The 24,198-nt window shown below is 48.5% G+C and carries 25 protein-coding genes; 22 read left to right on the top strand and 3 right to left on the bottom strand.

The annotated features are described in order from the left end of the window. The first annotated feature begins 11 nt into the window (after positions 1–11). The 20 genes from AUC31_RS12035 (at position 12) to fabZ (ending at position 18,346) form a co-directional block, all read left to right on the top strand. The gene (locus AUC31_RS12035) at positions 12–596 is read left to right on the top strand and encodes a TIGR01440 family protein (protein ID WP_058382958.1); all 585 of its coding nucleotides are present in this window, start codon (positions 12–14) and stop codon (positions 594–596) included. After that, entirely contained in the window at positions 583–1,818 is a 1,236-nt protein-coding gene (locus AUC31_RS12030) for a serine hydroxymethyltransferase (RefSeq protein WP_058382959.1), read from the top strand. Before AUC31_RS12035 ends, AUC31_RS12030 begins: the two co-directional genes overlap by 14 nt. A gap of 101 nt (positions 1,819–1,919) precedes the next feature. Further along, positions 1,920–4,094, top strand: coding sequence for a bifunctional diguanylate cyclase/phosphodiesterase (locus AUC31_RS12025; protein ID WP_058382960.1), 2,175 nt, complete (start codon positions 1,920–1,922; stop codon positions 4,092–4,094). A gap of 135 nt (positions 4,095–4,229) precedes the next feature. Next, entirely contained in the window at positions 4,230–4,859 is a 630-nt protein-coding gene (gene upp / locus AUC31_RS12020) for a uracil phosphoribosyltransferase (protein WP_058382961.1), read from the top strand. A 19-nt stretch (positions 4,860–4,878) separates the two neighbouring features. Next, positions 4,879–5,997 (top strand): non-hydrolyzing UDP-N-acetylglucosamine 2-epimerase, encoded by a 1,119-nt coding sequence (gene wecB / locus AUC31_RS12015; protein WP_058382962.1) that lies wholly within the window; start codon positions 4,879–4,881, stop codon positions 5,995–5,997. Between the two features lie 558 nt (positions 5,998–6,555). Continuing rightward, positions 6,556–6,777 carry an AtpZ/AtpI family protein gene (locus AUC31_RS12010; RefSeq protein ID WP_058382963.1) on the top strand — a complete coding sequence of 74 codons (222 nt, stop codon included), beginning with the start codon at positions 6,556–6,558 and terminating at the stop codon, positions 6,775–6,777. A gap of 3 nt (positions 6,778–6,780) precedes the next feature. Next, positions 6,781–7,152 carry an ATP synthase subunit I gene (locus AUC31_RS12005; RefSeq protein WP_058382964.1) on the top strand — a complete coding sequence of 124 codons (372 nt, stop codon included), beginning with the start codon at positions 6,781–6,783 and terminating at the stop codon, positions 7,150–7,152. A 28-nt stretch (positions 7,153–7,180) separates the two neighbouring features. Continuing rightward, positions 7,181–7,891: a F0F1 ATP synthase subunit A gene (atpB, locus tag AUC31_RS12000; protein ID WP_058382965.1), complete on the top strand. Its 711-nt coding sequence runs from the start codon at positions 7,181–7,183 to the stop codon at positions 7,889–7,891. 59 nt (positions 7,892–7,950) lie between these two features. Further along, a complete protein-coding gene (gene atpE, locus AUC31_RS11995; protein WP_008433003.1) occupies positions 7,951–8,163 on the top strand; it encodes a F0F1 ATP synthase subunit C in 213 nt (70 codons plus the stop codon). A gap of 312 nt (positions 8,164–8,475) precedes the next feature. After that, on the top strand, positions 8,476–8,997 hold the full coding sequence (gene atpF / locus AUC31_RS11990) for a F0F1 ATP synthase subunit B (protein WP_058382966.1): 522 nt from the start codon (positions 8,476–8,478) through the stop codon (positions 8,995–8,997). Continuing rightward, positions 8,994–9,524 (top strand): F0F1 ATP synthase subunit delta, encoded by a 531-nt coding sequence (locus AUC31_RS11985; protein ID WP_058382967.1) that lies wholly within the window; start codon positions 8,994–8,996, stop codon positions 9,522–9,524. Before atpF ends, AUC31_RS11985 begins: the two co-directional genes overlap by 4 nt. A 28-nt stretch (positions 9,525–9,552) precedes the next feature. Then, positions 9,553–11,061, top strand: a complete 1,509-nt coding sequence (gene atpA / locus AUC31_RS11980; protein WP_058382968.1) for a F0F1 ATP synthase subunit alpha — start codon at positions 9,553–9,555, stop codon at positions 11,059–11,061. 48 nt (positions 11,062–11,109) lie between these two features. Next, on the top strand, positions 11,110–11,967 hold the full coding sequence (gene atpG / locus AUC31_RS11975; RefSeq protein ID WP_058382969.1) for an ATP synthase F1 subunit gamma: 858 nt from the start codon (positions 11,110–11,112) through the stop codon (positions 11,965–11,967). A gap of 203 nt (positions 11,968–12,170) precedes the next feature. Then, positions 12,171–13,586, top strand: coding sequence for a F0F1 ATP synthase subunit beta (gene atpD, locus AUC31_RS11970; protein ID WP_058382970.1), 1,416 nt, complete (start codon positions 12,171–12,173; stop codon positions 13,584–13,586). Between the two features lie 24 nt (positions 13,587–13,610). Beyond that, complete coding sequence (locus AUC31_RS11965) at positions 13,611–14,015, top strand: F0F1 ATP synthase subunit epsilon (RefSeq protein WP_058382971.1); 405 nt, start codon at positions 13,611–13,613, stop codon at positions 14,013–14,015. A gap of 167 nt (positions 14,016–14,182) precedes the next feature. Continuing rightward, positions 14,183–14,416 (top strand): DUF1146 family protein, encoded by a 234-nt coding sequence (locus AUC31_RS11960; protein WP_058382972.1) that lies wholly within the window; start codon positions 14,183–14,185, stop codon positions 14,414–14,416. A 373-nt stretch (positions 14,417–14,789) separates the two neighbouring features. After that, positions 14,790–16,088, top strand: a complete 1,299-nt coding sequence (gene murA, locus AUC31_RS11955) for a UDP-N-acetylglucosamine 1-carboxyvinyltransferase (protein WP_058382973.1) — start codon at positions 14,790–14,792, stop codon at positions 16,086–16,088. A 398-nt stretch (positions 16,089–16,486) separates the two neighbouring features. Further along, positions 16,487–17,482: a rod shape-determining protein MreB gene (gene mreB / locus AUC31_RS11950; protein ID WP_058382974.1), complete on the top strand. Its 996-nt coding sequence runs from the start codon at positions 16,487–16,489 to the stop codon at positions 17,480–17,482. 103 nt (positions 17,483–17,585) lie between these two features. Continuing rightward, positions 17,586–17,849, top strand: coding sequence for a DNA-directed RNA polymerase subunit beta (locus AUC31_RS11945; protein WP_058382975.1), 264 nt, complete (start codon positions 17,586–17,588; stop codon positions 17,847–17,849). A gap of 59 nt (positions 17,850–17,908) precedes the next feature. Then, entirely contained in the window at positions 17,909–18,346 is a 438-nt protein-coding gene (gene fabZ / locus AUC31_RS11940; RefSeq protein WP_058382976.1) for a 3-hydroxyacyl-ACP dehydratase FabZ, read from the top strand. Positions 18,347–18,402: 56 nt separating this feature from the next. On the opposite strand, the gene AUC31_RS11935 is transcribed toward fabZ, so the two are convergent. Beyond that, positions 18,403–18,843 (bottom strand): YwpF family protein, encoded by a 441-nt coding sequence (locus AUC31_RS11935; protein WP_058382977.1) that lies wholly within the window; start codon positions 18,841–18,843, stop codon positions 18,403–18,405. 330 nt (positions 18,844–19,173) lie between these two features. Here AUC31_RS11935 and AUC31_RS11930 point away from each other — a divergent pair, with 330 nt between their 5' ends. Next, positions 19,174–19,584 (top strand): single-stranded DNA-binding protein, encoded by a 411-nt coding sequence (locus AUC31_RS11930; RefSeq protein WP_083509241.1) that lies wholly within the window; start codon positions 19,174–19,176, stop codon positions 19,582–19,584. 20 nt (positions 19,585–19,604) lie between these two features. After that, positions 19,605–19,748, top strand: coding sequence for a hypothetical protein (locus tag AUC31_RS17885; RefSeq protein ID WP_167358041.1), 144 nt, complete (start codon positions 19,605–19,607; stop codon positions 19,746–19,748). Between the two features lie 53 nt (positions 19,749–19,801). Here the strand turns inward: AUC31_RS17885 and AUC31_RS11925 are convergent, their stop codons facing one another. Further along, complete coding sequence (locus AUC31_RS11925; RefSeq protein ID WP_058382978.1) at positions 19,802–22,525, bottom strand: DEAD/DEAH box helicase; 2,724 nt, start codon at positions 22,523–22,525, stop codon at positions 19,802–19,804. Next, the gene (locus tag AUC31_RS11920) at positions 22,522–24,054 is read right to left on the bottom strand and encodes a hypothetical protein (protein ID WP_058383798.1); all 1,533 of its coding nucleotides are present in this window, start codon (positions 24,052–24,054) and stop codon (positions 22,522–22,524) included. The genes AUC31_RS11925 and AUC31_RS11920 overlap by 4 nt, the downstream gene beginning before the upstream one ends. Between the last annotated feature and the right edge of the window lie 144 nt (positions 24,055–24,198).

The raw sequence follows: 24,198 nt of genomic DNA, 5'->3' as shown, positions 1-24,198 counted from the left end.
GAGGAGTAAGCATGCAAAGCTTATGGCAGTTGCAGCTTGAAGAGGTTCTCAGCGAATTGGAGCAACAGATTGCATTCAAGGAAGGCCAACTATTTGTCGTCGGCTGTTCGACTTCTGAAGTGGCCGGTGAGCGCATCGGCACAGGCGGCGGGCTTGATATTGCAGAAAGCTTGTTCGAACCGTTGCGCGTGTTTGCGGAACGGCATGGATTGTTTCTGGCGTTTCAAGGCTGTGAGCATATTAACCGCGCGCTGACCATTGAGCGGGCAGCTGCCGAACGCTATGGCTTGGAACCGGTATCAGTGGTGCCGGTGGCAAAAGCCGGCGGGTCGATGAGTGCTTACGCCTTCATGAATATGAGTGACCCGGTCGTCGTCGAGGAAATTGCTGCCCACGCCGGAGTGGACATCGGGCAGACGATGATCGGCATGCATTTAAAAAGAGTCGCCGTTCCGGTGCGGACTTCTGTTAAACTAATAGGGGAAGCGATCGTATCAAGTGCGACGACACGGCCGAAATTGATCGGCGGCGTCCGTGCGAGCTATGATCGCCAGGTTCTTCAATCACGGGAGGGAAAGACAGATGGAATTGATTAAGGCGCAGGATCAGGCAGTATACGAAGCAATGAACGCGGAAAAAGAACGCCAAGAAGCGAATATCGAATTGATCGCATCGGAAAACTTTGTATCCCAGGCAGTTATGGATGCACAAGGGTCCGTGTTGACCAATAAATACGCAGAAGGCTATCCGGGCAAACGCTATTACGGCGGTTGTGAATTTGTAGATGTAGTGGAAAATATCGCACGCGACCGCTTGAAAGAAATTTTTGGCGCAGAGCATGCAAACGTCCAGCCTCACTCCGGTTCACAGGCGAATATGGCTGTCTACACAGCGATGCTTGAACAAGGCGATACAGTCCTTGGCATGAACTTGAACCACGGTGGGCATTTGACGCACGGCAGCAAAGTCAACTTCAGCGGCATGCAGTATAATTTCGTTGAATACGGCGTCGATAAAGATACGCAATTGCTTGATTACGAAGCAGTTCGCCAGGCAGCTCTTGAGCACAAGCCGAAAATGATCGTTGCTGGTGCCAGTGCCTATTCCCGCACATTGGATTTTGCGAAATTCCGTGAAATCGCTGATGAAGTCGGCGCATACTTGATGGTCGACATGGCGCATATCGCAGGGCTTGTCGCAACCGGTGCACATCCAAACCCAGTGCCTCATGCACATTTTGTTACTTCCACTACCCATAAAACATTGCGCGGCCCACGCGGCGGCTTGATTCTTTGCAAAGAAGAATTTGCGAAAAAGATCGACAAAATTATTTTCCCTGGCATCCAGGGCGGCCCGTTGATGCACGTCATTGCGGCGAAAGCCGTTGCTTTCGGCGAAGCACAGCAGCCGGAATTCAAAGATTATATCGACCAGGTAGTCAAAAACGCGAATGTCTTGGCTGATAGCTTAACGGCTGAAGGCGTCGATATCGTTTCTGGCGGCACAGACAACCACTTGTTGCTGCTTGATCTCCGTTCACTCAACTTGACGGGCAAAGTAGCGGAACATGTGTTGGATGAAGTCGGCATCACGACCAATAAAAACACCATCCCATTCGATCCGGAAAGCCCATTCGTCACATCTGGCATCCGTCTCGGAACAGCAGCCGTCACATCCCGTGGCTTCAAAGAAGAAGAAATGAAGGAAATCGCTTCGATCATGGCCCTTCTATTGAAAAATCCGGAAGACGAAGCTGTGAAGAAGGAAGCGGCTGACCGTACAGCGAAATTGACAGCTGCCCATCCTTTGTACAAATAAGCAGTTGATTATTTAGATGAATATTGAAATGAATAAAGCCGCCGCATGCATTGGCGGCTTTTTTTCACCATACATAATGAAAAAAACTGGGAGGGACGCGTATGCATCAATATGAAATCCAGGAAGACCGGAAAGTGATCATAGATTGGCTGCGCCGTCTCGGGATTGAATTCCACACGAGTTTTGTCGTCGTGAACCCGGAAATTTCCGACCATCCAATCGCCTATGCCAATGAAGCGTTTTTTGAAATGACCGGGTATAACGAAGAGGAAGTTATCGGAAGAAACGGTAAATTTCTCCACGGAACAAAAACTGATGCCAATATCGGCAGCCAAATCCGTGAAGCGACGGCATCGGCACAGCCCGGCATTTTTGAAATCGTCAATTACCGAAAAGACGGAACGCCTTTCTGGAACGAAATCACGGTTCAACCTTTGGCGTTTCCGGAAAAATCATTGCGTTATATCCTGATGCTTCAACGGGATATCAGCGACCGCCGGCGTGCGGAGACTTTGATTGATTTGCAGAAAGAGACGTATAAAGGCATTGAAAAAGGGCATATGCTTGGAGTGCTGCTGCAAAACATTTGCGAAACGGCAGAATCGTTTTTCCTTGATGATTCACGCTGCACCGTTCTATTGGTGGACGAGGCGAAGCGTTTCCAGGTGGGGGCGGCGAAATCGATGCCGGAAGAATTCACAGTCGGAATGCGCGGTTTGGAAGTAGCGGCTGATATGAGCCCTTGCGGAGCGGCGTATCTGAGCCAGCAGCCGGTCATAGTGGAAGACGCGGAACAGGATGCACTTCTAAGCGGCCAGCAAGACGTACTCGACCGGTTCGGGATCAAGGCGATTTGGTCGGTGCCGATTTTTAACGGCAAGGAAGAAGCAATCGGCACTTTCGGGATTTACTTCCCGGTAATCTATAAGCCATCTCGAAAAGATTTGGTCTTTATGGAAGAAATTGCATCGATTGTTTCATTGGCAGTGAAGTTCTCGCGCCAACAGGAAGAAATTTTGCGCCTAGCCTATATCGATGAGGAATCCGGGCTGCCGAATCGCCATTATTTCCGTACTGAACTAAAAGAGCTGCTGAAGGACGGGAAAGAAGGCTTTGTCGCGTTCATCTCAGCAGATGAATTCATCAAGATCAGCGATCAATACGGGCACCGGGCAGGCAATGACTTATGCCGTGAACTCGGCCGCCGTCTCGTGCTGGCTGGAGGCGCAGGGGAAAAAATGGTTGCGCGCTTTTCTGATTCGAGGCTATCGCTCTATAGCACCATCCCCTTAACGCTTGCGCCTGAATTCTTGGAAGATATTTTAAGCAGCTTGCGAGAGCCGATATCGATCGGCGAGATGGATTTGTTTTTAACGGTTAAAGTCGGCGTAGCAATTGTTACGCCTGCCCAACAGAACGCAGAAGAGCTAGTCCGGTGTGCGGACAGTGCTTTATCGAAAGCGAAAGAACGCACCGGCGAGGCGGTCTGCTATTTTGAAAATGAACAAGATGAATTGATGATGCGTGATTTGCGTGTCGCAAATGCTTTAACAGTGGCGCTTAAACGAAAAGAAATCAGTGTCTTCCTGCAGCCGAAAGTGGCGCTCGAAAGCCGGGACATCCTTGGCTTTGAGGCGCTGGCTCGCTGGAAGTCGCCGGAACTCGGGGATATTTCGCCCGCTATTTTCATCCCGGCTGCCGAGAAGAACGGCAAGATCCGCCAACTCGAGCAGCATGTCATCGAGCAGGTCTTGTCCTGGTTGAAAAAACGCCAGGAGCAGGAGCTGGAGCTGCGCCAAGTGGCGATCAATATCTCAGCGGAACATTTTTTCCATCATTCCTTCGTGCCGCATTTGGTGGATGAAACGAAAAAATTCGGCGTGGATCCAAAATGGATTCAGTTGGAGATCACCGAGCGCATCGGCGTCGTTGATATCGATACGGCCGGCACGGTGTTCGATCAGCTGAAAAAATATGGTTTTGCGACATCCATCGATGATTTCGGGACAGGTTATTCATCGCTCAGCTATCTCCAGAAGCTGCCTGTTGAAGAAATTAAGATTGACCGTTCTTTTGTGTCCAATATGGAAGAACAAGGGACGCGTGCTGTCATCCGGACCATCATCCAACTGGCGGATAATCTGGGGCTGCGGGCAGTCGCGGAAGGGGTCGAAACGGAAGAAGACCGGACGCAATTGCTTGAGATGGGCTGCACCATCGCCCAAGGCTTTCTATTCCACCGTCCGATGCCGATCGATGAAGCACATCTACTCTAACCGGGGCCATTGCCCTGGTTTTTTATTTTGCCTCCGGAAGTTGACTGAATAATTCTAATGCAGGGGTGAAGCTCTAAACCTTTTCATTTTCTGTTATACTGTTTAGGAAAATGTATGAAAAAGGAGAGATACACTGTGGGAAAAGTATTCGTTTTTGATCATCCGTTGATTCAGCATAAACTGACGTATATCCGCGACAAATCGACTGGAACAAAAGAATTCCGTGAATTGGTTGATGAGATTTCGACTTTAATGGCCTTTGAAATTACGCGTGAGCTTCCACTTCAAGAAATCGATGTGGAAACGCCGGTGCAAGTTGCCAAATCAAACGTCTTGGCCGGAAAGAAATTGGGCATCGTGCCGATTTTGCGTGCAGGAATTGGAATGGTTGATGGCGTCTTGAAATTGATTCCAGCGGCAAAGGTCGGCCATATCGGGTTGTACCGCGACCCAGAAACTTTGCAGCCAGTGGAATATTATTTTAAAATGCCTTCAGATGTCTCTGAACGGGAATTGATCGTCGTTGATCCGATGCTCGCGACAGGCGGTTCCGCGATTGAAGCGGTCAACTCGCTGAAAAAGCGCGGCGCGACAAAAATCAAGTTCATGTGCATCATCGCAGCTCCAGAAGGTGTGGAAGCTTTGCAAAAAGCACATCCGGATGTCGATATCTATATCGCAGCACTCGATGAAAAGCTCAACGAGAAAGGCTATATCGTGCCTGGCCTCGGCGATGCCGGAGATCGCTTGTTCGGAACAAAATAAGAAAGCGGGTTGATCAGAAGTGACGAAAAAATGGAAAGTGATGACGATTTTCGGCACACGTCCGGAAGCGATTAAAATGGCGCCTCTTGTACTGGAATTGCAGAAGCACCCAGAAACGATCGAACCGCTTGTGACTGTGACCGCACAGCATCGCCAAATGCTTGACCAAGTGCTCGAAACATTCGGCATCACCCCCGATTTTGATTTGAACATCATGAAAGACCGCCAAACCTTGAGTGATGTCACGGTGCGGGCTATGCAAGGCTTGGATGATGTGATGAAAGAAGCGAAACCGGATATCGTGCTGGTCCATGGAGATACGACGACAACATTCGCGGCAAGTTTGGCCGCTTTGTACAATCAAATCTCAATCGGGCATGTAGAAGCCGGGCTTCGGACCCACAATAAGTACTCTCCTTTCCCGGAAGAGATGAACCGCCAATTAACAGGTGTCATGGCGGACATCCATTTTGCGCCGACCGAGAAGTCTGCACAGAATCTGCGCGATGAGAATAAAAAAGAAGAAACCATCTATATTACGGGCAACACGGCAATCGATGCCTTGCAAACGACAGTGCGTGATAATTACCATCACCCGGTGCTTGATAAAATCGGCAGCGACCGCATGATCTTATTGACAGCGCATCGCCGTGAAAACCTCGGCGAGCCGATGCGCAATATGTTCCGTGCGATCAAACGCTTGACCGAAGAGCATGAAGATATCCAAGTGGTCTATCCGGTCCACATGAATCCGGCTGTCCGTGAAGTGGCAGATGAAGTGCTTGGGCGCGACCCGCGCATCCATTTGATCGAGCCGCTCGAAGTATTGGATTTCCATAACTTCGCAGCCCAGTCTTATTTCATCCTGACTGATTCGGGCGGGGTGCAGGAAGAAGCGCCATCTCTCGGTAAGCCTGTTTTGGTGTTGCGCGATACAACGGAACGGCCGGAAGGCATCGATGCCGGCACGTTGAAACTTGCCGGAACAGACGAAGAAACGATCTACCGCCTAGGCAAGGAATTGCTGACGGATGCGGCTGCCTATGAAGCGATGTCGCAAGCATCGAATCCATATGGCGACGGAAAAGCATCTCAGCGGATCGTGGCAGCTTTGCACAAGTATTTCGGCGAGTTGTAGGAGAAGGGGATTAGAGGGCTCGCAGGGTTTGGTTAGCTAAGCGTTGCGACAGGACGTCGCGCACTTAGCTTGGTTTCCATTTGGCTGCCTTCGCTTTTCTTGGTGTCTAGCGTCAGCGGTCTGGCTCTCGGGTCGTAAGCTAACTCCCCTGTGCGGCTGAAAAGCGCCGCTTCGGGAATTCGGCTTACGCCTGTCGAGCCAAAACGACCGCCTCCACTTTTCTTGGTGTCTAGCTTCGGCAGCCAGACCCTCGAGGTCACAAGCCACTTTGCTTATGCGGCAAAAGGCGCCGCGTCAGCAAAGCGTCTTGTGCTTGTCGGGTCTAAACGGCTGCCTCCGCTTTTCTTGTAACAAATTTGTCAATCATATGTCGGTGGGTTTTTGCTTGTGAAGTTTTTCACTACATGCAATTGACATGATTTTACCCCTATTGTATGCTTACAAAGGGTCTGCATGAGAGGGTTTTCATACATAATGGATGTGCTATTGAAAGCCAGATGCGACTGCTCTTTTTATGGGCGTGAATGTCAAATCATTATGAATTTCGAGGGGTTTATCATGCACCCGAAAAAAAGTCCCTTACAAGCAATGGCGATTTATTCCGTCATTCTCTCACAACTTGTCGGGTCCGTACTAATCGGAGTCTTTACAGGGATGTGGCTTGATGAGCAATTCGGAACCGCCCCGCTCTTTTTGATCATCTGCTTGCTCGTCGGCCTGAGTGCCGGGGTTTGGGCGATGCTTCAGACCGTCCGAAAATTCGAATCAGGAGACATGTAAAAAATGGATGGACTTCAAGAGATCTATAAAAGATTGAAGAGGCTGATGTATTTCATCCTCGCCGTGTTCGTTTTAGGGTGGGGAGTCACTCCTTATCCAGAAGTGTTCGCTGGCCTAATCGTCGGATCTCTGTTCGGCATTTATAATATGTGGATCCTGGTCCGGAGAATGGAAAAATTCGACCGGGCGGTGGCAGAAGGCTCAAAAGTCCGTTCTCTCGGAACGGCATTACGGTTTGCATCAGGTGTAGCCGTTGTGGCGATCGCTATTTTGTTCGCTGAGCACATACACTTGGTCAGTGCGGTAATCGGGTTGATGATCCCTTATGGTCTCCTTTTAGTGGAGCGGATCGTTTATCACATGAAACACCATTAAAGAAAGTGGAAAGAGAGGTGAATTTATCGTGGATCATGGCGCTCCAATGCTCGAGGTGTTCGGAATCTGGTTCAACCTATCGAACGTTATGATGCTGCTTGTAGCCGCTCTTATTGTTTTCCTGATCGCGTTCTTCGCTACCCGCAACTTGAAGCTGAAGCCAACAGGCATGCAGAACTTCATGGAATGGGTAATGGACTTTGTTAAAGGAATCATTAAAAGCAATATGGACTGGCGGGATGGCGGACGATTCCATGTTCTTGGAATTACGCTGATCATGTTCATCTTCGTTTCGAACATGCTCGGGCTCCCATTTGCTGTTGTCGTCAACGGAGACCTTTGGTGGAAATCACCAACAGCGGATCCAGTCGTGACAATGACATTGGCTGCAACAATCATCATCTTGAGCCATTATTATGGTATTAAGCTGAAAGGCTTGAAAGGCTACAGTTCAGATTTCCTGAAACCGATGCCGTTCTTGTTCCCGCTTAAAATCATTGAAGAATTCGCAAATACGCTGACACTCGGTCTGCGTCTTTACGGTAACATCTACGCTGGTGAGATCTTGCTTACTTTGTTGGCAGGGCTTGCTTCAGCAAGTATCTTCGGATTCGTCGGTGCAATCTTGCCGATGATGGCATGGCAAGGATTCTCGATCTTTATCGGGGCTATCCAAGCGTTCATTTTCGTTATGTTAACGATGGTTTATTTATCGCATAAAGTCAGCGAAGACCATTGAGTATAAACTGCCTTCGGGCAAAACAAAAAAAACAATTATCCTGAGGAGGACATTTTAAAATGGGTTTATTAGCAGCAGCAATTGCAGTAGGATTAGCAGCACTAGGTGCAGGTATCGGTAACGGACTTATCGTTTCAAAAACAGTTGAAGGTATCGCTCGCCAGCCAGAAGCACGTGGCGTTCTTCAAACAACAATGTTTATCGGTGTAGCTTTGGTTGAGGCATTGCCGATCATCGCAGTAGTTATCGCGTTCATCGTAATGAACCGTTAATAAAGAAAAGCGGAAACGGCCGTTCAGCTCCGACCGGCATAAGACAGACCAGCGCAGTGGCGAGAGCCGCGTAGCTGGGCTGTCTTATGACCCGAGGAGTTGGCCGTTGAAGTCTAGACATCGCGAAAAGCGGAAGAACTAGACAAAGCAATTTATTACTGAAAAGCTAAATGGCGAGAATGCTCCGGCATGTTTTTCGCCATTTATGCTTGTATGATGCATTTTGGATTTCGACAGCACATCTAACGATTTTAAGTAGTATATATAATAGAAGAAAAAGTATTTTAGGCTCTTGAAGGGAGTGAAACAATCGTGTTTTTTGATCACCTCGTACTCGGTGCAACCGGGGAGTTTTTGAATATTGGAGACATCATCGCAACATTGGTCATCTTTTTGCTCCTAATGGCCCTGTTGAAGAAATTTGCATGGGGTCCATTGATGGGCGTTATGCAGCAGCGTGAAGATCTGATCGCAAGTGAGATCGAAACTGCTGAAAAAAGCCGTCAGGAATCACAGCAAATGCTTGATGAGCAGCGCAGCCTTTTGAAGGATGCCCGCAACCAGGCGCAGGAAATCGTTGAAAATGCCAAGAAACAAGGCGAAGTTTCTCGTGAGGAAATCATTACGACAGCGCGTGCTGAATCTGCCCGCATGAAAGAATCCGCAGTGGCAGAAATTGCTAACGAGCGCGAAAAAGCGATCGCAGCAGTACGTGAAGAAGTTGTGGCTCTGTCCTTGTTGGCAGCTACGAGAGTATTGGACAAGGAAATCTCTGAGGAAGACAACCGTCAGTTGATTAACGAAACGATTGCGAAGGCAGGCGAAGTGCAATGAGCCAAGTCGCTGAGCGCTACGCATCGGCATTATTCCAGGTAGCCAAAGAACACAATGTGACTTTGGAAATCGAACAGGATCTCCGTGAAGTACGTAAAGTTTTCAAGTTGACTCCTGAACTTTACCAATTGATCGTGTCACCGAAACTTTCATCTGATAAGCGCACAAACCTCATCAACGAAGTATTTCAAGGCGTTAACACATACGTCTTGAATACACTTCAGATGTTGGGTGACCGCAGACGCATGAACGAAATCAGTGATATGACACAAGCATATATCAAGCTTTCGAACGAAGAGCAGGGAATTGAAGATGCAACAGTTTATTCGACTCGTCCATTGACGGAAGAAGAAACGGCATCTCTTTCCACAGCTTTCGCGAAAAGCATCGGCAAGAATTCTTTACGGATTGAAAACGTAATCGACCCATCATTGATCGGTGGATTGCGCCTTCAAATCGGAAACCGCATCTTTGACAGCAGCGTCAGCACGAAACTTGCCCGCTTGCAGCGTCAATTGATCGGCTAATTTATGAAATTATGAGAGGGTGAAATACATGAGCATCAAAGCTGAAGAAATCAGCAATCTGATTAAGCAACAGATTGAAAACTATCAATCAGAGATGAAAGTTGACGAAGTCGGTACAGTTATCACAATTGGTGACGGTATCGCTCGCGCTCATGGCCTCGACAACATCATGGCTGGAGAACTTGTAGAATTCTCTAATGGTGTAATGGGTATGGCACAAAACTTGGAAGCCAACAACGTTGGTATCATCATCCTTGGGCCATTCGCAGACATCAAAGAAGGCGATGAAGTACGTCGAACTGGCCGTATTATGGAAGTACCGGTAGGGCAAGAACTTATCGGACGCGTAGTAAATCCACTAGGACAGCCAGTTGATGGCCTTGGACCGATCAACACGACTAAATCCCGTCCTATCGAAAGCCCAGCACAAGGCGTTATGGCACGTAAATCCGTGCACGAACCGCTTCAAACGGGTATTAAAGCAATCGACGCTCTTGTGCCAATCGGCCGTGGGCAGCGCGAATTGATCATCGGTGACCGTCAGACTGGTAAAACATCTGTCGCAATCGACACGATCTTGAACCAAGGCGACCAAGACATGATCTGTATTTACGTAGCAATCGGCCAAAAAGAGTCGACTGTCCGTAACGTTGTTGAGACGTTCCGCAAAAACGGTGCGCTTGACTACACGATCGTTGTTACAGCGTCTGCTTCACAACCAGCGCCACTTCTATACTTGGCTCCTTATGCCGGTATCACAATGGCTGAAGACTTCATGTTCGATGGCAAGCACGTTTTGATCGTCTATGATGATTTGACAAAACAAGCTTCCGCTTACCGTGAACTTTCACTCTTGCTTCGTCGTCCTCCGGGCCGTGAAGCTTACCCAGGTGACGTTTTCTACCTTCACTCACGCCTTCTTGAGCGCGCAGCGAAGTTGAACGAATCACTCGGATCAGGATCGATCACTGCATTGCCGTTCGTTGAAACGCAAGCAGGCGATATTTCCTCTTATATCCCAACAAACGTAATCTCGATTACGGATGGCCAGATCTTCCTTCAATCGGATCTTTTCTTCGCCGGTGTTCGCCCAGCGATCAACGCAGGTCTTTCTGTATCACGTGTAGGTGGTTCAGCTCAGATCAAAGCGATGAAGAAAGTTGCGGGTACATTGCGTCTTGACTTGGCAGCTTACCGTGAATTGGAGTCATTCTCCCAATTCGGTTCAGATCTTGACCCAGCGACAGCTGCAAAACTTGAGCGTGGTAAACGTACAGTTGAAGTACTCAAGCAAGACTTGAACAGCCCGATTAAAGTTGAAAAACAAGTTGTTATCTTCTACGCATTGACTCGTGGATTCCTCGACGATATCCCTGTACAAGACATCACTCGTTTCGAAGCTGAATTGACTAGCTGGTTGGATACAAACCACACAAATGTTTTGGATACCATCCGCTCAACTCAGGGATTGCCATCTGACGAAGAATTCGGCGCAGCAATCAACGAATTCAAGCACACATTCGCGAAATCAGAATAAGCTCCCTGGCAGGATCGGAAGAAAAAATAACAAGGTGGTGAAATACCAGTGGCATCTTTACGCGATATAAAAACACGAATTACGTCAACCAAGAAAACAAGCCAAATCACGAAAGCGATGCAGATGGTTTCCGCTTCTAAATTGAACAAAGCAGAAATGAGCGCGAAAGCTTTCGTTCCATACATGGAAAAGATCCAGGATGTGGTCGCTTCGATCGCAGCCGGTTCCAGCGACGTGTCGAATCCTATGATGATGGCACGACCTGTTAAGAAAACGGCATATTTGGTCATTACCTCTGACCGTGGCCTTGTTGGCGGCTATAACAGTAACATCTTGCGTACTGTCATGGCTAAAATCAACGAGCGCCACACGTCAAGCGACGAATTTGTTATCCTTAGCGTCGGGCGGAAAGGCCGTGACTTCTTTGCGAAGAAAGGCTATAACATCATCGAAAGCTCAATCGGGCTTCCGGACCACCCATCGTTTGCGGATATCAAGGAAATAACGCGCAAAGCTGTTGGTATGTTCGCAGATGGTACGTATGACGAAGTTTATATGTACTATAACCATTATGTTTCTGCCATCTCCCAGGAGGTTACCGAAAAGAAAGTGCTGCCGTTGACTGATATTCAGCCAACAGGATCGACTGCTTCTTACGAGTTCGACCCATCAGCAGAAGCGATTCTGGAAGTTCTTCTTCCACAATACGCGGAAAGCTTGATCTTTGGAGCCTTGCTGGACGGCAAAGCAAGTGAGCATGCTGCTTCCATGACAGCAATGAAGAGCGCAACCGACAACGCATCAGAATTGATCGGCGATCTGACGCTTGTCTACAACCGTGCACGCCAAGCTGCGATCACTCAGGAAATTACAGAGATCGTCGGCGGAGCTGCAGCGTTAGAGTAAGAAAAGCGAAGGAAGCCGTTTAGATTCGACAGGCATAAGACGAATTCCCGAAGCGGCGCTTTCTGCCGCACAGGGAAGTTGGCTTATGACCCGAGAATCTGGCTTCCGGAGACTAGACACAAAGAAAAGCGAAAGCGAAAGCGGCCGATAAAGCCGCTCGAGCTTTAAATAGGTTCAATAAAAGTAAGACAGGAGGGAACAGCATGAACACAGGACACGTTCTTCAGGTTATGGGTCCGGTTGTAGACGTTAAGTTTTCCAATGGCCAACTTCCAGCGATCTACAACGCCCTAACCGTTAATATTGATCGTCCCAATCAAGCTCAAACTACTTTGACTCTTGAAGTAGCTTTGCACCTTGGCGACGACACAGTTCGTACCATCGCAATGGAATCCACTGACGGATTGCAGCGCGGTTCAGCAGTAACCGATTTGGGCAGAGCAATTTCTGTTCCTGTCGGAGATGTTACACTTGGCCGAGTATTCAACGTACTTGGTGAAGTAATCGACTTGGGTGAGGAAATCCCGGCATCAGAACGCCGCGACCCGATTCACCGTTCAGCTCCTACGTTTGAGCACCTTTCCACTGAAGTTGAAATTCTTGAAACTGGTATCAAAGTTGTTGACTTGCTTGCCCCTTACATCAAAGGCGGTAAAATCGGCCTCTTCGGTGGTGCCGGTGTAGGTAAAACTGTTTTGATCCAGGAATTGATCAACAACATCGCACAAGAACACGGCGGTCTTTCTGTATTCGCTGGTGTTGGCGAGCGTACACGCGAAGGAAACGACTTGTTCCACGAGATGAGCGAATCCGGCGTTATCAAGAAAACTTCAATGGTCTTCGGCCAGATGAACGAGCCGCCTGGCGCACGTATGCGTGTTGCTTTGACAGGTTTGACAATGGCTGAATACTTCCGTGATGAGCAAGGCGCAGATGTTCTTTTGTTCATCGATAACATTTTCCGCTTCACGCAAGCAGGTTCTGAAGTATCCGCCCTTCTTGGCCGTATGCCATCAGCGGTTGGTTACCAGCCGACACTTGCGACTGAAATGGGTCAATTGCAAGAGCGTATCACAACAACAAGTGCTGGTTCTGTAACATCGATCCAAGCAATCTATGTTCCAGCCGATGACTATACGGATCCGGCTCCGGCAACAACGTTTGCCCACCTTGATGCAACAACTAACCTTGAGCGTAAACTTTCTGAGATGGGTATCTACCCAGCGGTGGATCCACTGGCTTCTACTTCTCGCGCATTGTCTCCTGAAATCGTCGGCGCGGAACATTACGGTGTTTCCCGTCAGGTTCAAGAAACTTTGCAGCGTTACAGAGAGCTTCAGGATATCATTGCGATCCTTGGTATGGACGAATTGAGCGATGAGGACAAGCTGACGGTTAACCGTGCACGCCGCGTCCAAAACTTCTTGTCTCAAAACTTCCACGTTGCTGAACAGTTCACTGGCCAAAAAGGCTCGTATGTTCCAGTTCAGGAAACGATCAAAGGCTTCCAGGAAATCCTTGCAGGCAAATACGATCATCTTCCGGAAGATGCTTTCCGCCTAGTCGGCCGCATCGAAGAAGTTATCGAAAAAGCCAAAGGCATGGGCGTACAAGTCTAAAATCAGGGACCAGGAGGGAAAAAAATGAAGACCATTACAGTCAATATTGTCACTCCCGACGGCCCAGTATACGATTCAGAAGTTTCTATGGTGATTGCAGTTACAGCAACCGGTGAGATGGGCGTTTTGCCTGGTCACATTCCGACAGTAGCTCCTCTTGGAATCGGCGCAGTCCGGTTAAAGAAAGAAAACTCGACGGAATTGGTCGCTGTAAGCGGTGGGTTCCTTGAAATCCGCCCTGAAAAAGTGACGATTCTTGCTCAATCAGCAGAAACTGCGACTGAGATCGACTTGGCGCGTGCGCAGGAATCTGCAAAACGTGCTGAAGCACTTCTTCAGGCAAGAAAAGATGAGATCGACTACAAACGCGCGGAATTGGCGTTAAAACGTGCGATGAATCGTATCAACGTTTATGAGGGTAACATTTAATAAAATGGGACGGACGGAAGCGATTCGCTTCCGTCCGTCTTTTTTATTGGAAAATGGGCAAGATTTCACGAAAAACTCATGAAGTTTTATGCCATATGAAATGATTTCAGCTATACTAACAGCAGGGGTTTCAACAAATACGATATGAGACGAAAGGAGAGTGTAGAGTGGAATTATACATCGGACAGCAGGCATTGATTTCAATCATCAGCCATATCTTTTTCACTGGCGTTTCTTTTTACGCCTTACGGGCTGTGATGTTCGATAAATGGATAGCGAAACATCATGTATTGCAAGCACAGATTTTGTACATATTTTTGAGCATTGTGATCGGGACGTCCGTCTCCAACTTCTTTTTGGAAATTTCGGCATGGTCTAGGCAATTGCCGTACCTATTTTAGCATGGCCGATTTGCCATGGTAATGCGGATACATGCCGTTCCTATGGCAAATCGGCAATGTTTTACTATTTCCCGGGAAATATTCACTGTCTAATGGTTTATTTCTATTGAAGTGGGGAAACAACTAACTGTAATCAATTTGTAATATTTCTTTTTTCGCCACGGACATAAAAATACCTATACATGCGAACAACATGGGGTATATTGAGTTTTTGATAAGAAAGCCTTGTAATGCTTGTTTCTTATCAAAAAACAAGGTATTATAGATAAGGTTTTCATTTTTTACTACCATAAACTACAGAGATTATTAAATGTGAAAATATACGTGAGAGCTGTATAAATAAGGGACTATTAAACACATGGAGGGCTATGCTTTGGATCATATCATCGTTAAAGGCGGAAAGAAATTAACAGGGAAAGTACGGGTAGAAGGAGCTAAGAACGCAGTACTGCCAGTATTGGCAGGCGCGCTTCTTGCAAGCGAAGGAAAGAGCTTCATTACCGAAGTGCCGAATCTTGCAGATGTCTACACTATTCAGGAAGTATTGAGAAGTTTGAATGTCGACATCGAATATTTCCCGGAAAAAAATGAAATGCACATCGATGCATCTTCACAACTATCGAGTGAAGCACAGTTCGAATATGTCCGCAAAATGCGCGCATCTATTCTCGTCATGGGGCCGGTACTTGCACGCAACGTATTTGCCCGTGTCGCTTTGCCAGGCGGCTGCGCAATCGGATCCCGTCCGATCGATCAGCACCTAAAAGGCTTTGAAGCAATGGGAGCGAACATCACGTTTGGCAACGGCTTTGTTGAAGCCAAAACGGATGGCCGTTTGCGCGGTGCTAAAATCTATCTCGACTTCCCAAGTGTCGGTGCGACAGAGAACATTATGTCAGCCGCAGCGCTTGCAGACGGTGTAACAATCATCGAAAACGCAGCGAAAGAGCCGGAAATCGTTGACCTAGCGAATTATATCAACGAAATGGGCGGTAAAGTCAAAGGCGCTGGTACAGACACAATGCGCATCGAAGGCGTGGAAACTCTTCACGGTTCGAATCACTCGATCATTCCTGACCGTGTAGAAGCTGGAACATTCATGGTGGCAGCTGCCATCACTGAAGGCGACGTTATCATTGAAAACGCAGTTCCGGAACATATGGCTGCCTTGATCTCGAAAATGGGCGAAATGGGAGTCGATATCCAAGAAACGGATGAAGGCTTGCGCGTCCGTGCGACACGCCCGCTTCGTTCGATCGACATCAAGACGATGCCGCATCCAGGCTTCCCGACAGACATGCAGTCGCAAATGATGTCATTGATGCTGACGGCACAAGGCAGTGGCATTTTGACTGAAACGGTTTTTGAAAACCGCTTCATGCACGTTGAGGAATTCCGCCGGATGAATGCATCCGTTAAGATTGAAGGCCGTTCAGTTATCATGGAAGGCCCTTCTAAATTGCAAGGTGCGCAAGTTTCAGCGACCGATCTACGTGCAGCTGCTGCATTGATCTTGGCTGGACTGGCTGCAGAAGGCATTACACGTGTACACGAACTCTATCATTTAGACCGCGGATATGTTGATTTCCACTTGAAGCTGGAAGCTCTAGGAGCAGACATTGAACGCGTATCGACTGAAACAAGCGAAGTAAAAGAAGAGCAAATGGTTTAATTCATCAGGACTCATACTTCATAAGATTAAAGGCCTGTCGCACAATTGAGCGGCAGGTTTTTTTCGTAGAAAAACAGTGTGAAAGTATTTTCGGAGAATTTTGTCAGCTGTTGCAGGATTATGATAAGATTTTAACTAGACAAATTGAATTAGAACATTAGAAAGAGTGAAGAATGGTAAAATCGCTCCAGACGGACGCTTTCCGCGGGCACGGCTTCAGCCGCTTCCCTCGCTCACGCTCAGTCCAGGGTCTTCAGCTCGCGCTATTCCCGCAGGAGTCGCCGTCTTCCACTCTTTGATACATGGCTATTCATCTGATATAAAAGATTTGTATTATTGAGTTGTTTAGAAAACTGAACTCCACTCAACATCGCAGAACAAAGGAAGGGGACGGCGTAATGTTTTCGAAAGATATAGGCATCGATCTCGGAACAGCCAATGTGCTGATCTATGTAAAAGGCAAAGGCATCATTTTAAACGAGCCGTCCGTAGTAGCAGTCGATAAAAAATCCAATGAACTGATCGCCGTCGGAACGGAAGCGCAGAAGATGATGGGCCGCACACCCCAGCATATTGCCGTTATTCGCCCATTAAAAGACGGGGTCATCCATGATTTTGATATTACGGAATTGATGCTCAAGCATTTTATCCAAGTACTGAAACTGAAAGGCTTTATGATGAAGCCGCGCATCCTCATCTGTTGTCCGGCGAATATCACGAGCATCGAACAGAAGGCCATTCGCGAAGTGGCGGAAAAAGCGGGCGCGCGAAAAGTCTACGTCGAAGTGGAGCCGAAAGTAGCGGCGATCGGCGCAGGGCTTGATATTTATCAGGCAGATGCGAGCCTCGTCATCGATATCGGCGGGGGAACTTCCGATATTGCGGTTTTGTCGATGGGGGAAATCGTCAAAAGCGTAACCTTAAAAGTAGCAGGCGATCATTTTGACCTGGACATCCTCAATTACATCAAAAAGAAACACAAATTGCTGATTGGAGAACGGACAGCCGAGAAACTGAAAGTCGAATTTGGGTCGCTCGGCGGCGATCAACAAGCCACGATGGACATCCGAGGGCGTGACATGCTGACGGGTTATCCGCGGACAGTCACATTGAAAGCGCAGGAAATTACGGAAGCTTTGCGTGAATCGGTCGAGCAAGTTGCAGAAGGCGTGCGCGTGGTGCTCGAACAAACGCCGCCTGAACTGGCATCGGATATCATCGATCGTGGCGGGGTGCTGACTGGCGGGGGAGCTTTGCTTGGCGGGTTGGACCGGCTGTTGGCAGAGCGTCTTGGCATCCCGGTCGCCATTGCGGAACATCCGAAAGAATGCGTTGTGCTCGGAACCGGAAAAATGCTCGAAGCGAAACAGGATATTTTCCGTTCAAGGAGATAAAGTTCAAATTTTTGTTCCACAGCCCTAGCTTTTTAGTATAATGGCAGATAGTGAAGTAACTTGTATGGCTTTGGGCATTTAAAGAAGAAAGGTTGACATAGCAATGGCACAATCACGAAAAGTTGGCTCGACTCAGCCAGATAAACCGAATACGCAACATGAAAAGCCGCAAAAGAAAACACGTTGGGTGCAAATTCGCATGTTTCCGATTTGGCTGCGCATTCTTTTGGTCATTGCGCTTCTCGTCGTTATGGCAGCACTAGGCGCTATGATCGGATACGGCGTCATTGGAGATGGCAATGCGGGAGATGCACTGAAATGGGAAACCTGGCAGCACATCTTTGATATCATGCGCGGCGTCACATGATCAGCAAGCGATAAAGCCTGATTGGACACTAGCAGTATATGTAGAAGGGAATGGAAACTATGTTGACGACAGAACAAGTACAGGCAATTTTGCCTCACCGCTATCCATTTTTGATGGTCGATCGAATCATTGAAATCGAAGCGGGGAAAAAAGCGGTCGGGCTGAAAAACGTCACCGCCAATGAAGATTTCTTTAACGGCCATTTTCCGGGTTATCCTGTAATGCCGGGCGTCTTGATCGTTGAAGCGCTGGCACAGGTCGGAGCAGCTGCTGTTCTTCAAATGGAAGAAAACAAAGGCCGCTTAGCCTTCTTCACAGGCATTGATAATTGCCGCTTCAAGCGCCAAGTCACGCCAGGTGATCAATTGCGCTTGGAAGTGGAATTGACGCGCCTGCGCGGTTCTATGGGCAAAGGACATGCCATTGCGACAGTAGATGGCGAAATTGCTTGTGAATGTGACATTTTATTCGCGCTTGGGCCAGTCCAGGAAAAATAAGATGCTAAACAAAACTGCCTCCCGCAGCCAATTCGGCTGCGGGAGGCAGTTTTTTGTTATATGGATTTGCTTTCGTCTTTTCGCAATACCGGCCGTTCCCGCATATCGCTTTCGAAACGATCAAGCAGTTCTTGTCCTTCGAGCCCATCTTCCAATAGCTCCGACAATAAAGTTTCAGCGTATTTGCGGCGCGCCCGTTTCAATGTCCCTTTCATCAACACAGAGACGTGTCCGCCAATCGGCTTGACGGCATGGATAATTACTTCAAACGTGGCCGGTTCGTTTCCAGGATAGGAAATGACGACTTTGACATCATGCACTTTACCGCTTTGTTTCATATCGAGAAAAACGGATTCATGCTTTTCGTCCACCAGCAGTTCCAGAACCCATGAACGCTGAGCGTTTTCCTGGTTGATGATCAGGCCGTCATGAAGCGGGTAATCTACCAATTGTTCTCCGTCTACAACAGCGAGCGACAGCATTTTAAAGGTTTTCATGCAATTCCCTCCAGATAAAGCTTTGTTTTAGTATAGCATAGCGGAGAAATACCCGGCGAATGTCTATGGAAAAAAATGCATTGCAACAAAATGACGATTTTGCATACCGGCTTGCTGTTCAAGAAAAGCTGTAGTTCACGCAGCGAAATGTTCGGAAATTTTTTTTGCCCTTTTCAGAATTCCGCAAATGATGCCCGAAATCCTTTCAAATTCGCGATTTCCCACATTGCCAAGGAAATGGCGGTCTTAGTATGCTTTTATTACCGGCAGGACAGCAGGCAGGCCATAAGCCAGCAGCTGAATCGGCTTGTCCGGCAGGGGGTGAAATCAATGAATCAAGTAGGCATTGTAGGACGATTAACGAAAGACCCGTCGATGCGGGTGCTGGGGGAAGGGCGTGTACATACTACCTTCGTCGTGGCCATTTCCCGCAACTTTAGAAATCAGCGTGGTGAAATCGAAAGCGATTATGTCCTTTGCTCCACATGGGGCCGGACAGCCCAAAACGTCGCCAAGTATTGCATGAAAGGTTCGCAAGTCGCCATTACGGGAAGAATCCAATCACGCCATTACGATAAGGAAGATGGCTCTCGCGTCTATGTAACGGAAGTGATCGGCGACCAAGTACGTTTCCTCGATAAACGAAAGCCCTCAGATGATCTCATCCCCAAGCGGACGGAAACGGATTCTAGTGCGGAGTTCGATTTTCAACCGCCCGAAACTGAGCAGGTGAACAGTTGACGCATAAGGAGGCAAGTGGAATGCCGAAAGAACTTCAGCTCCAATTGGAAGTCCATATGGAGCAATTGATCAAACTGACCGCATCGCTCCATCAGCGCATGATCGAAGCGGAGCGGGAGCTGTCAGAATTGAAACGGGTCTTCGCCACAGGCGAGAAAAACTGATGATCGCTGTCCAAAAGAAAAAATCCGTCCAGGTGGGGTCCTGGCCGGATTTTTTAGAAGCTATACGTGAACAATTCCTTCAGTTCGTCATCGGACAGTTCCGTCATCCATTGGCTGGATTGGATAAACTGGTCCGACATCGATTGCTTCTGCGTAAGTAATGAATCGATTTTCTCTTCGATTGTCCCGATCGTCACAAATTTGTGGACATGGACAAATTGCGTTTGGCCGATGCGGTAAGCACGGTCAGTCGCCTGGTTTTCCACAGCCGGGTTCCACCAACGGTCCGCGTGCAATACATGCGTAGCAGCCGTCAAGTTGAGCCCGGTTCCCCCTGCTTTCAGGGATAGGATGAAAATCGGAAATTCGCCATTCTGGAATGCAGCGACCAATGAATCACGCTGATTTTTTGGCATCTGTCCGGTCAAAAATGGCACTTCATGGCCGTATAGTTCATTCAGCGCCTGCTGCAGCAGATGGCCCATTCCGATGTACTGCGTAAAGATCAAGCATTGCTCCCCGCGTTCCGCGATTTCCCCCGCAAGTGTCACGATACGCTCAAGTTTTTGGGAGCGAGGCAATAATTCGTCTGCAGTCGTATACGGCTCTTTTAGATAAAGGGACGGGTGATTGCACAACTGTTTCAGCTTGCTGAGCATTTTCAGGACGAGGCCTTTTTTCTCGAAGCCTGTGAGCGTCCCCATCTTCTGCACCGTATCCTGCACCAGCCCCTCATACAGCGCGGCTTGCTCTGGCGTGAGTGGGCAATATTCCAATTGCTCCAGTTTTTCAGGTAAATTAAGCTGTAGTTCGGGATCTTTTTTGGTCCGGCGAAGCAAGAATGGCTGAATGCGCTGCCGCAGTTTTTCTTTGGCCGCCTCGGAATCATCCCGTTCAATCGGCACCATAAAGGCTTCCTGGAACTGCTTAATGCGGTACAGGTAGCCTTTATTGATGAAATCAAAAATCGACCACAGTTCAGACAATCGGTTCTCGATCGGTGTACCGGTCAGGGCAATATGATGCTGCCCTTTGAACTTGCGGATCGTCCGCGATTGTTTCGTGTACATGTTCTTGATATTTTGCGCTTCATCGAGCGTGATGCTCGTCCATGTGATTGATTGGATTTCGACACTATCAGACGAAGCGATGCCGTATGTCGACAACACGACGTCTGGCTGTTCCGCCGCAAGCGAGTCCAAGAAGGCCTGGCCTTTCGGGCGGTTGCTGCCGTAATGCGTCGCCACTTTCAAATCAGGCGCAAAACGCTCCAACTCCTTTTGCCAGTTGCCGAGAACTGACGTCGGGCAAATGATGAGCGACGGCTGTTTCGGCTTTTCGCTGTGCACGTGAAGCAAATAGGCGATCAACTGCACTGTCTTGCCGAGCCCCATATCATCTGCAAGGCACAAACCAAAGCCTTCCTCGCGCATGAAAGTTAAATAATCGAATCCGGTCTTCTGGTAAGGGCGCAATTCGGTCATCAAGTTCTCCGGCAATGGCGTTTCCGGCAAGTCGCGTTTATCGAGCAATTTGTCGAGCAGGATCTTCAAAGATTTATTCAAATGAAACTCGACGAGCGGATCGTCTTCTTCGCCCGGTTCTTCGAGCATGACGTCTGGTACATTATGGAACAGCATGTCTTTCAGCGTCCAATCGGCGTCTTCCGCTTCTTCAATCATTTGGCGCAACTGCATCAACAGGTTGGAGTCGACGCGCACCCATTCGTTGCCGACACGGATAAATTCACGATTTTCCGTCACTAGCTGCTCGAAATCCTGCATGCTCAACTCAACGCCATTGAGCGAGAATTTCCAGTCGAAGCTAATGATTTGATCCAAGCCGACGACGGATGCTTTTTTCGCCGGGGAAGTGACGTTTGCTTTAACGCGCACTTTCGATTCCTGAACAGCTTGCAGCCAGGAAGGTATCGATACTTCCACGCCAAATGCCTGCAATAAGTCGGCATCGTTGCGGAGGAAGTTCAACACTTCCGCATCGGTCCAGCGGGCGATATACATTTGGTCCGCCTCGTATCGGTCGACAGAAGGGCATAGGCTGAGGATCAAGCTTTGGCGCTCTTGAATGTCACGCGCATGATCACGCCATTTTTCAGGCAGCACTTTTTCGATTACTTCATTTTCACGGCGTTTAGAAGGCGTCCAATATGCGCTCCCGCGTTTAGTGCGCAGCGCTGTCCGGAATGCCCATAAGCCGCTGTCGTCCGGTTCGGTCAATTGCATCGCGAGGACATAATCATCCGCTGGTTCAAGCCCGTCCCAGCCGGCATGTTCGACGAAATGCAAAAGGTATGGCAATTGGGCGGAAGTGAGTCCTTTTTGGCGCAGTTGATGCCCAATGGTATCAGTCAAGAACGAGCGGATTTCCGCATCGCCATATGCCGAATCAATGGAAATGACGCCATCTTCGACTTGAACGTGCTGCCATAAGGCGGAATCGTTCAAGGAATCGGCGACGCGGCGCGCAAGTTTTAGCCAAGCTTCGTCTTGCAGGCGGCGCCCGGAAAACTGGACATAATGATGGGGGTCCTGCTGGAACAAACGGACAAAATCGGCTGGCGTCAATAACAGGTCTAAGCCATCTGTCTGGACGTTCATGCCGAAAAAGCTGTCCTTATCGGCGAAAAACAAAAATGGCGACCAGATTTCCGGAGGGATCCGGTTGCCGCTGTCGTTATAAGCCTGAAGCCGGAACACGTCCGACTGTTCTATTTTTAAATAATACGTACGGCTTCCTTCGGTTTGGAATTGATTCATAACAGCTTTCCTTTCTCGATCTCTTCCTGGAGTGCGCGCAAGCGTTTATAGCGATGTTGGATTTCATTCATGTAATCGTTCCAAAATGGCATCTGTCCGCTTTTCTTGCACGCGGCTTTCATCTTCTTCCATACACGGACCGCTTGTTTATAGCTTGTCCGGCTGCGTTCTTCGAGATGCTGCAACGCGTAGCGGTGGTACAGCGGCAGCGCGAAATCAGGAGCGGCGTTATGCACTTCTTTCAATCCGCATTCCTCTGCAAAATACAGTGGGGAATTATGAAGCTGGTGAAGTTCCGCCCATTGCTTGTACATGCCTTTTTCGACGAGGTAGGCGGAATAGGCAGGCAGGCCGTAATGGCCGAACTGCGTAAACAAATCTTCCCAATCTTCTTCCGTCAAATCGATCAATGAATACAGGCGGCTCAATACCCGGACATAGTGGTGGCGGTACTGCGTAAACAATCCGTCAAAGAGGAATGTCCGAACATGCGGCTTGATGGCCATTAAGATTGCGGAGAGCCCTTGTTGATGGCCTTCTTCTTCAGCCAGCACGGCGAGTTTGACCCAGTCAGCTGCAGCGCCCGGCGTAATGTTGCCGGGAGAGACTTCGTTTCCGAGCAGCAAAGCGAAAAATGCTTTGACCCGTTCGTCCGGGCGGCGGAATTCTTCAAGCCCGCTCAGCCGTTCGCGCCTGCTGATGAATAATTCGGTCCAGAACAGCTGATAGATTTCAAAGCGTTCCGAAAACGAATCGTCGTTCGTTTCCGCAAATTCGCGCACCAGTTCACGCAAATGGGTGAAGAAAGCGTCCGATTCAAACGTGCGGTGCAAGCCGCGTAATTGGCCAAGCATGTCACGCAGTGCATGCAATTCGTCCGCAAACCAGGTTTTAAAGAAAGAGTGATGCACTTCTTTTGTGCCCGCGCTGAACGTCTCCCATACTTCTGTCAATGAAATCAGGTGGGCATAGGTTTTATATAAAGTTTTCCATTCACGCTCGAGTGGCATGAAGGACAGGGCATTTTTTAAGCGCCCTTCGTATAATTGCTCAAAATAGAAGTAATTGCGCGTGACGTAATCATTGATCGGTTCGCGCCACGTGCTGCGGATTAGTGCTTCCCATTGATCGGGTGAGCGTTTGTTCGTCAGTGTCGACAATTTCTCATTCTCCTTATCACGCCATTTCGCGACCCATTCGGAAAGCGAGTCGATTTTTTGGTAGAGCGAAAAAATGACCGCCAAACGGTGACGGCAGTTTGTTTCCTGCGGGCAAGCACAGACGGCAGCTAGTTTTCCGAAATTGAGCACCACTTTTACCGAATGGGCATCTTTGACGCTCGCTTCAAGCAGCAGGCGTTCTTCATTGAATGAATGTATTTGTACGCCGTCGTGGCGCACTAAAAAGACTGCTTTTCGAACCATTTCCTCGTCCAGCGCACGCGTAGGATGAAGCGACTTGTCGATAGCAGCCATATAATTGTGGATCGTATCTTCATATTGTTTCGCTAAGGATAAAACCGTAGCCATTTGCATCGCCCCAAATAAAAACATTTCCTTCTATTATACGGCTTTGTGGCAAGACAGTAAACGAAGAAGGAAAAAGAAGCGAAAATGCCATCGTTTATCCACACTTATTTCTATCCGTATCGACCAATTTATGGTATGATTTAC

Source organism: Planococcus rifietoensis, from assembly GCF_001465795.2.
Taxonomy (GTDB): domain Bacteria; phylum Bacillota; class Bacilli; order Bacillales_A; family Planococcaceae; genus Planococcus; species Planococcus rifietoensis.
Note: the sequence above shows the minus strand (reverse complement) of the source record. Positions and strands in the feature narration are given on the sequence as shown.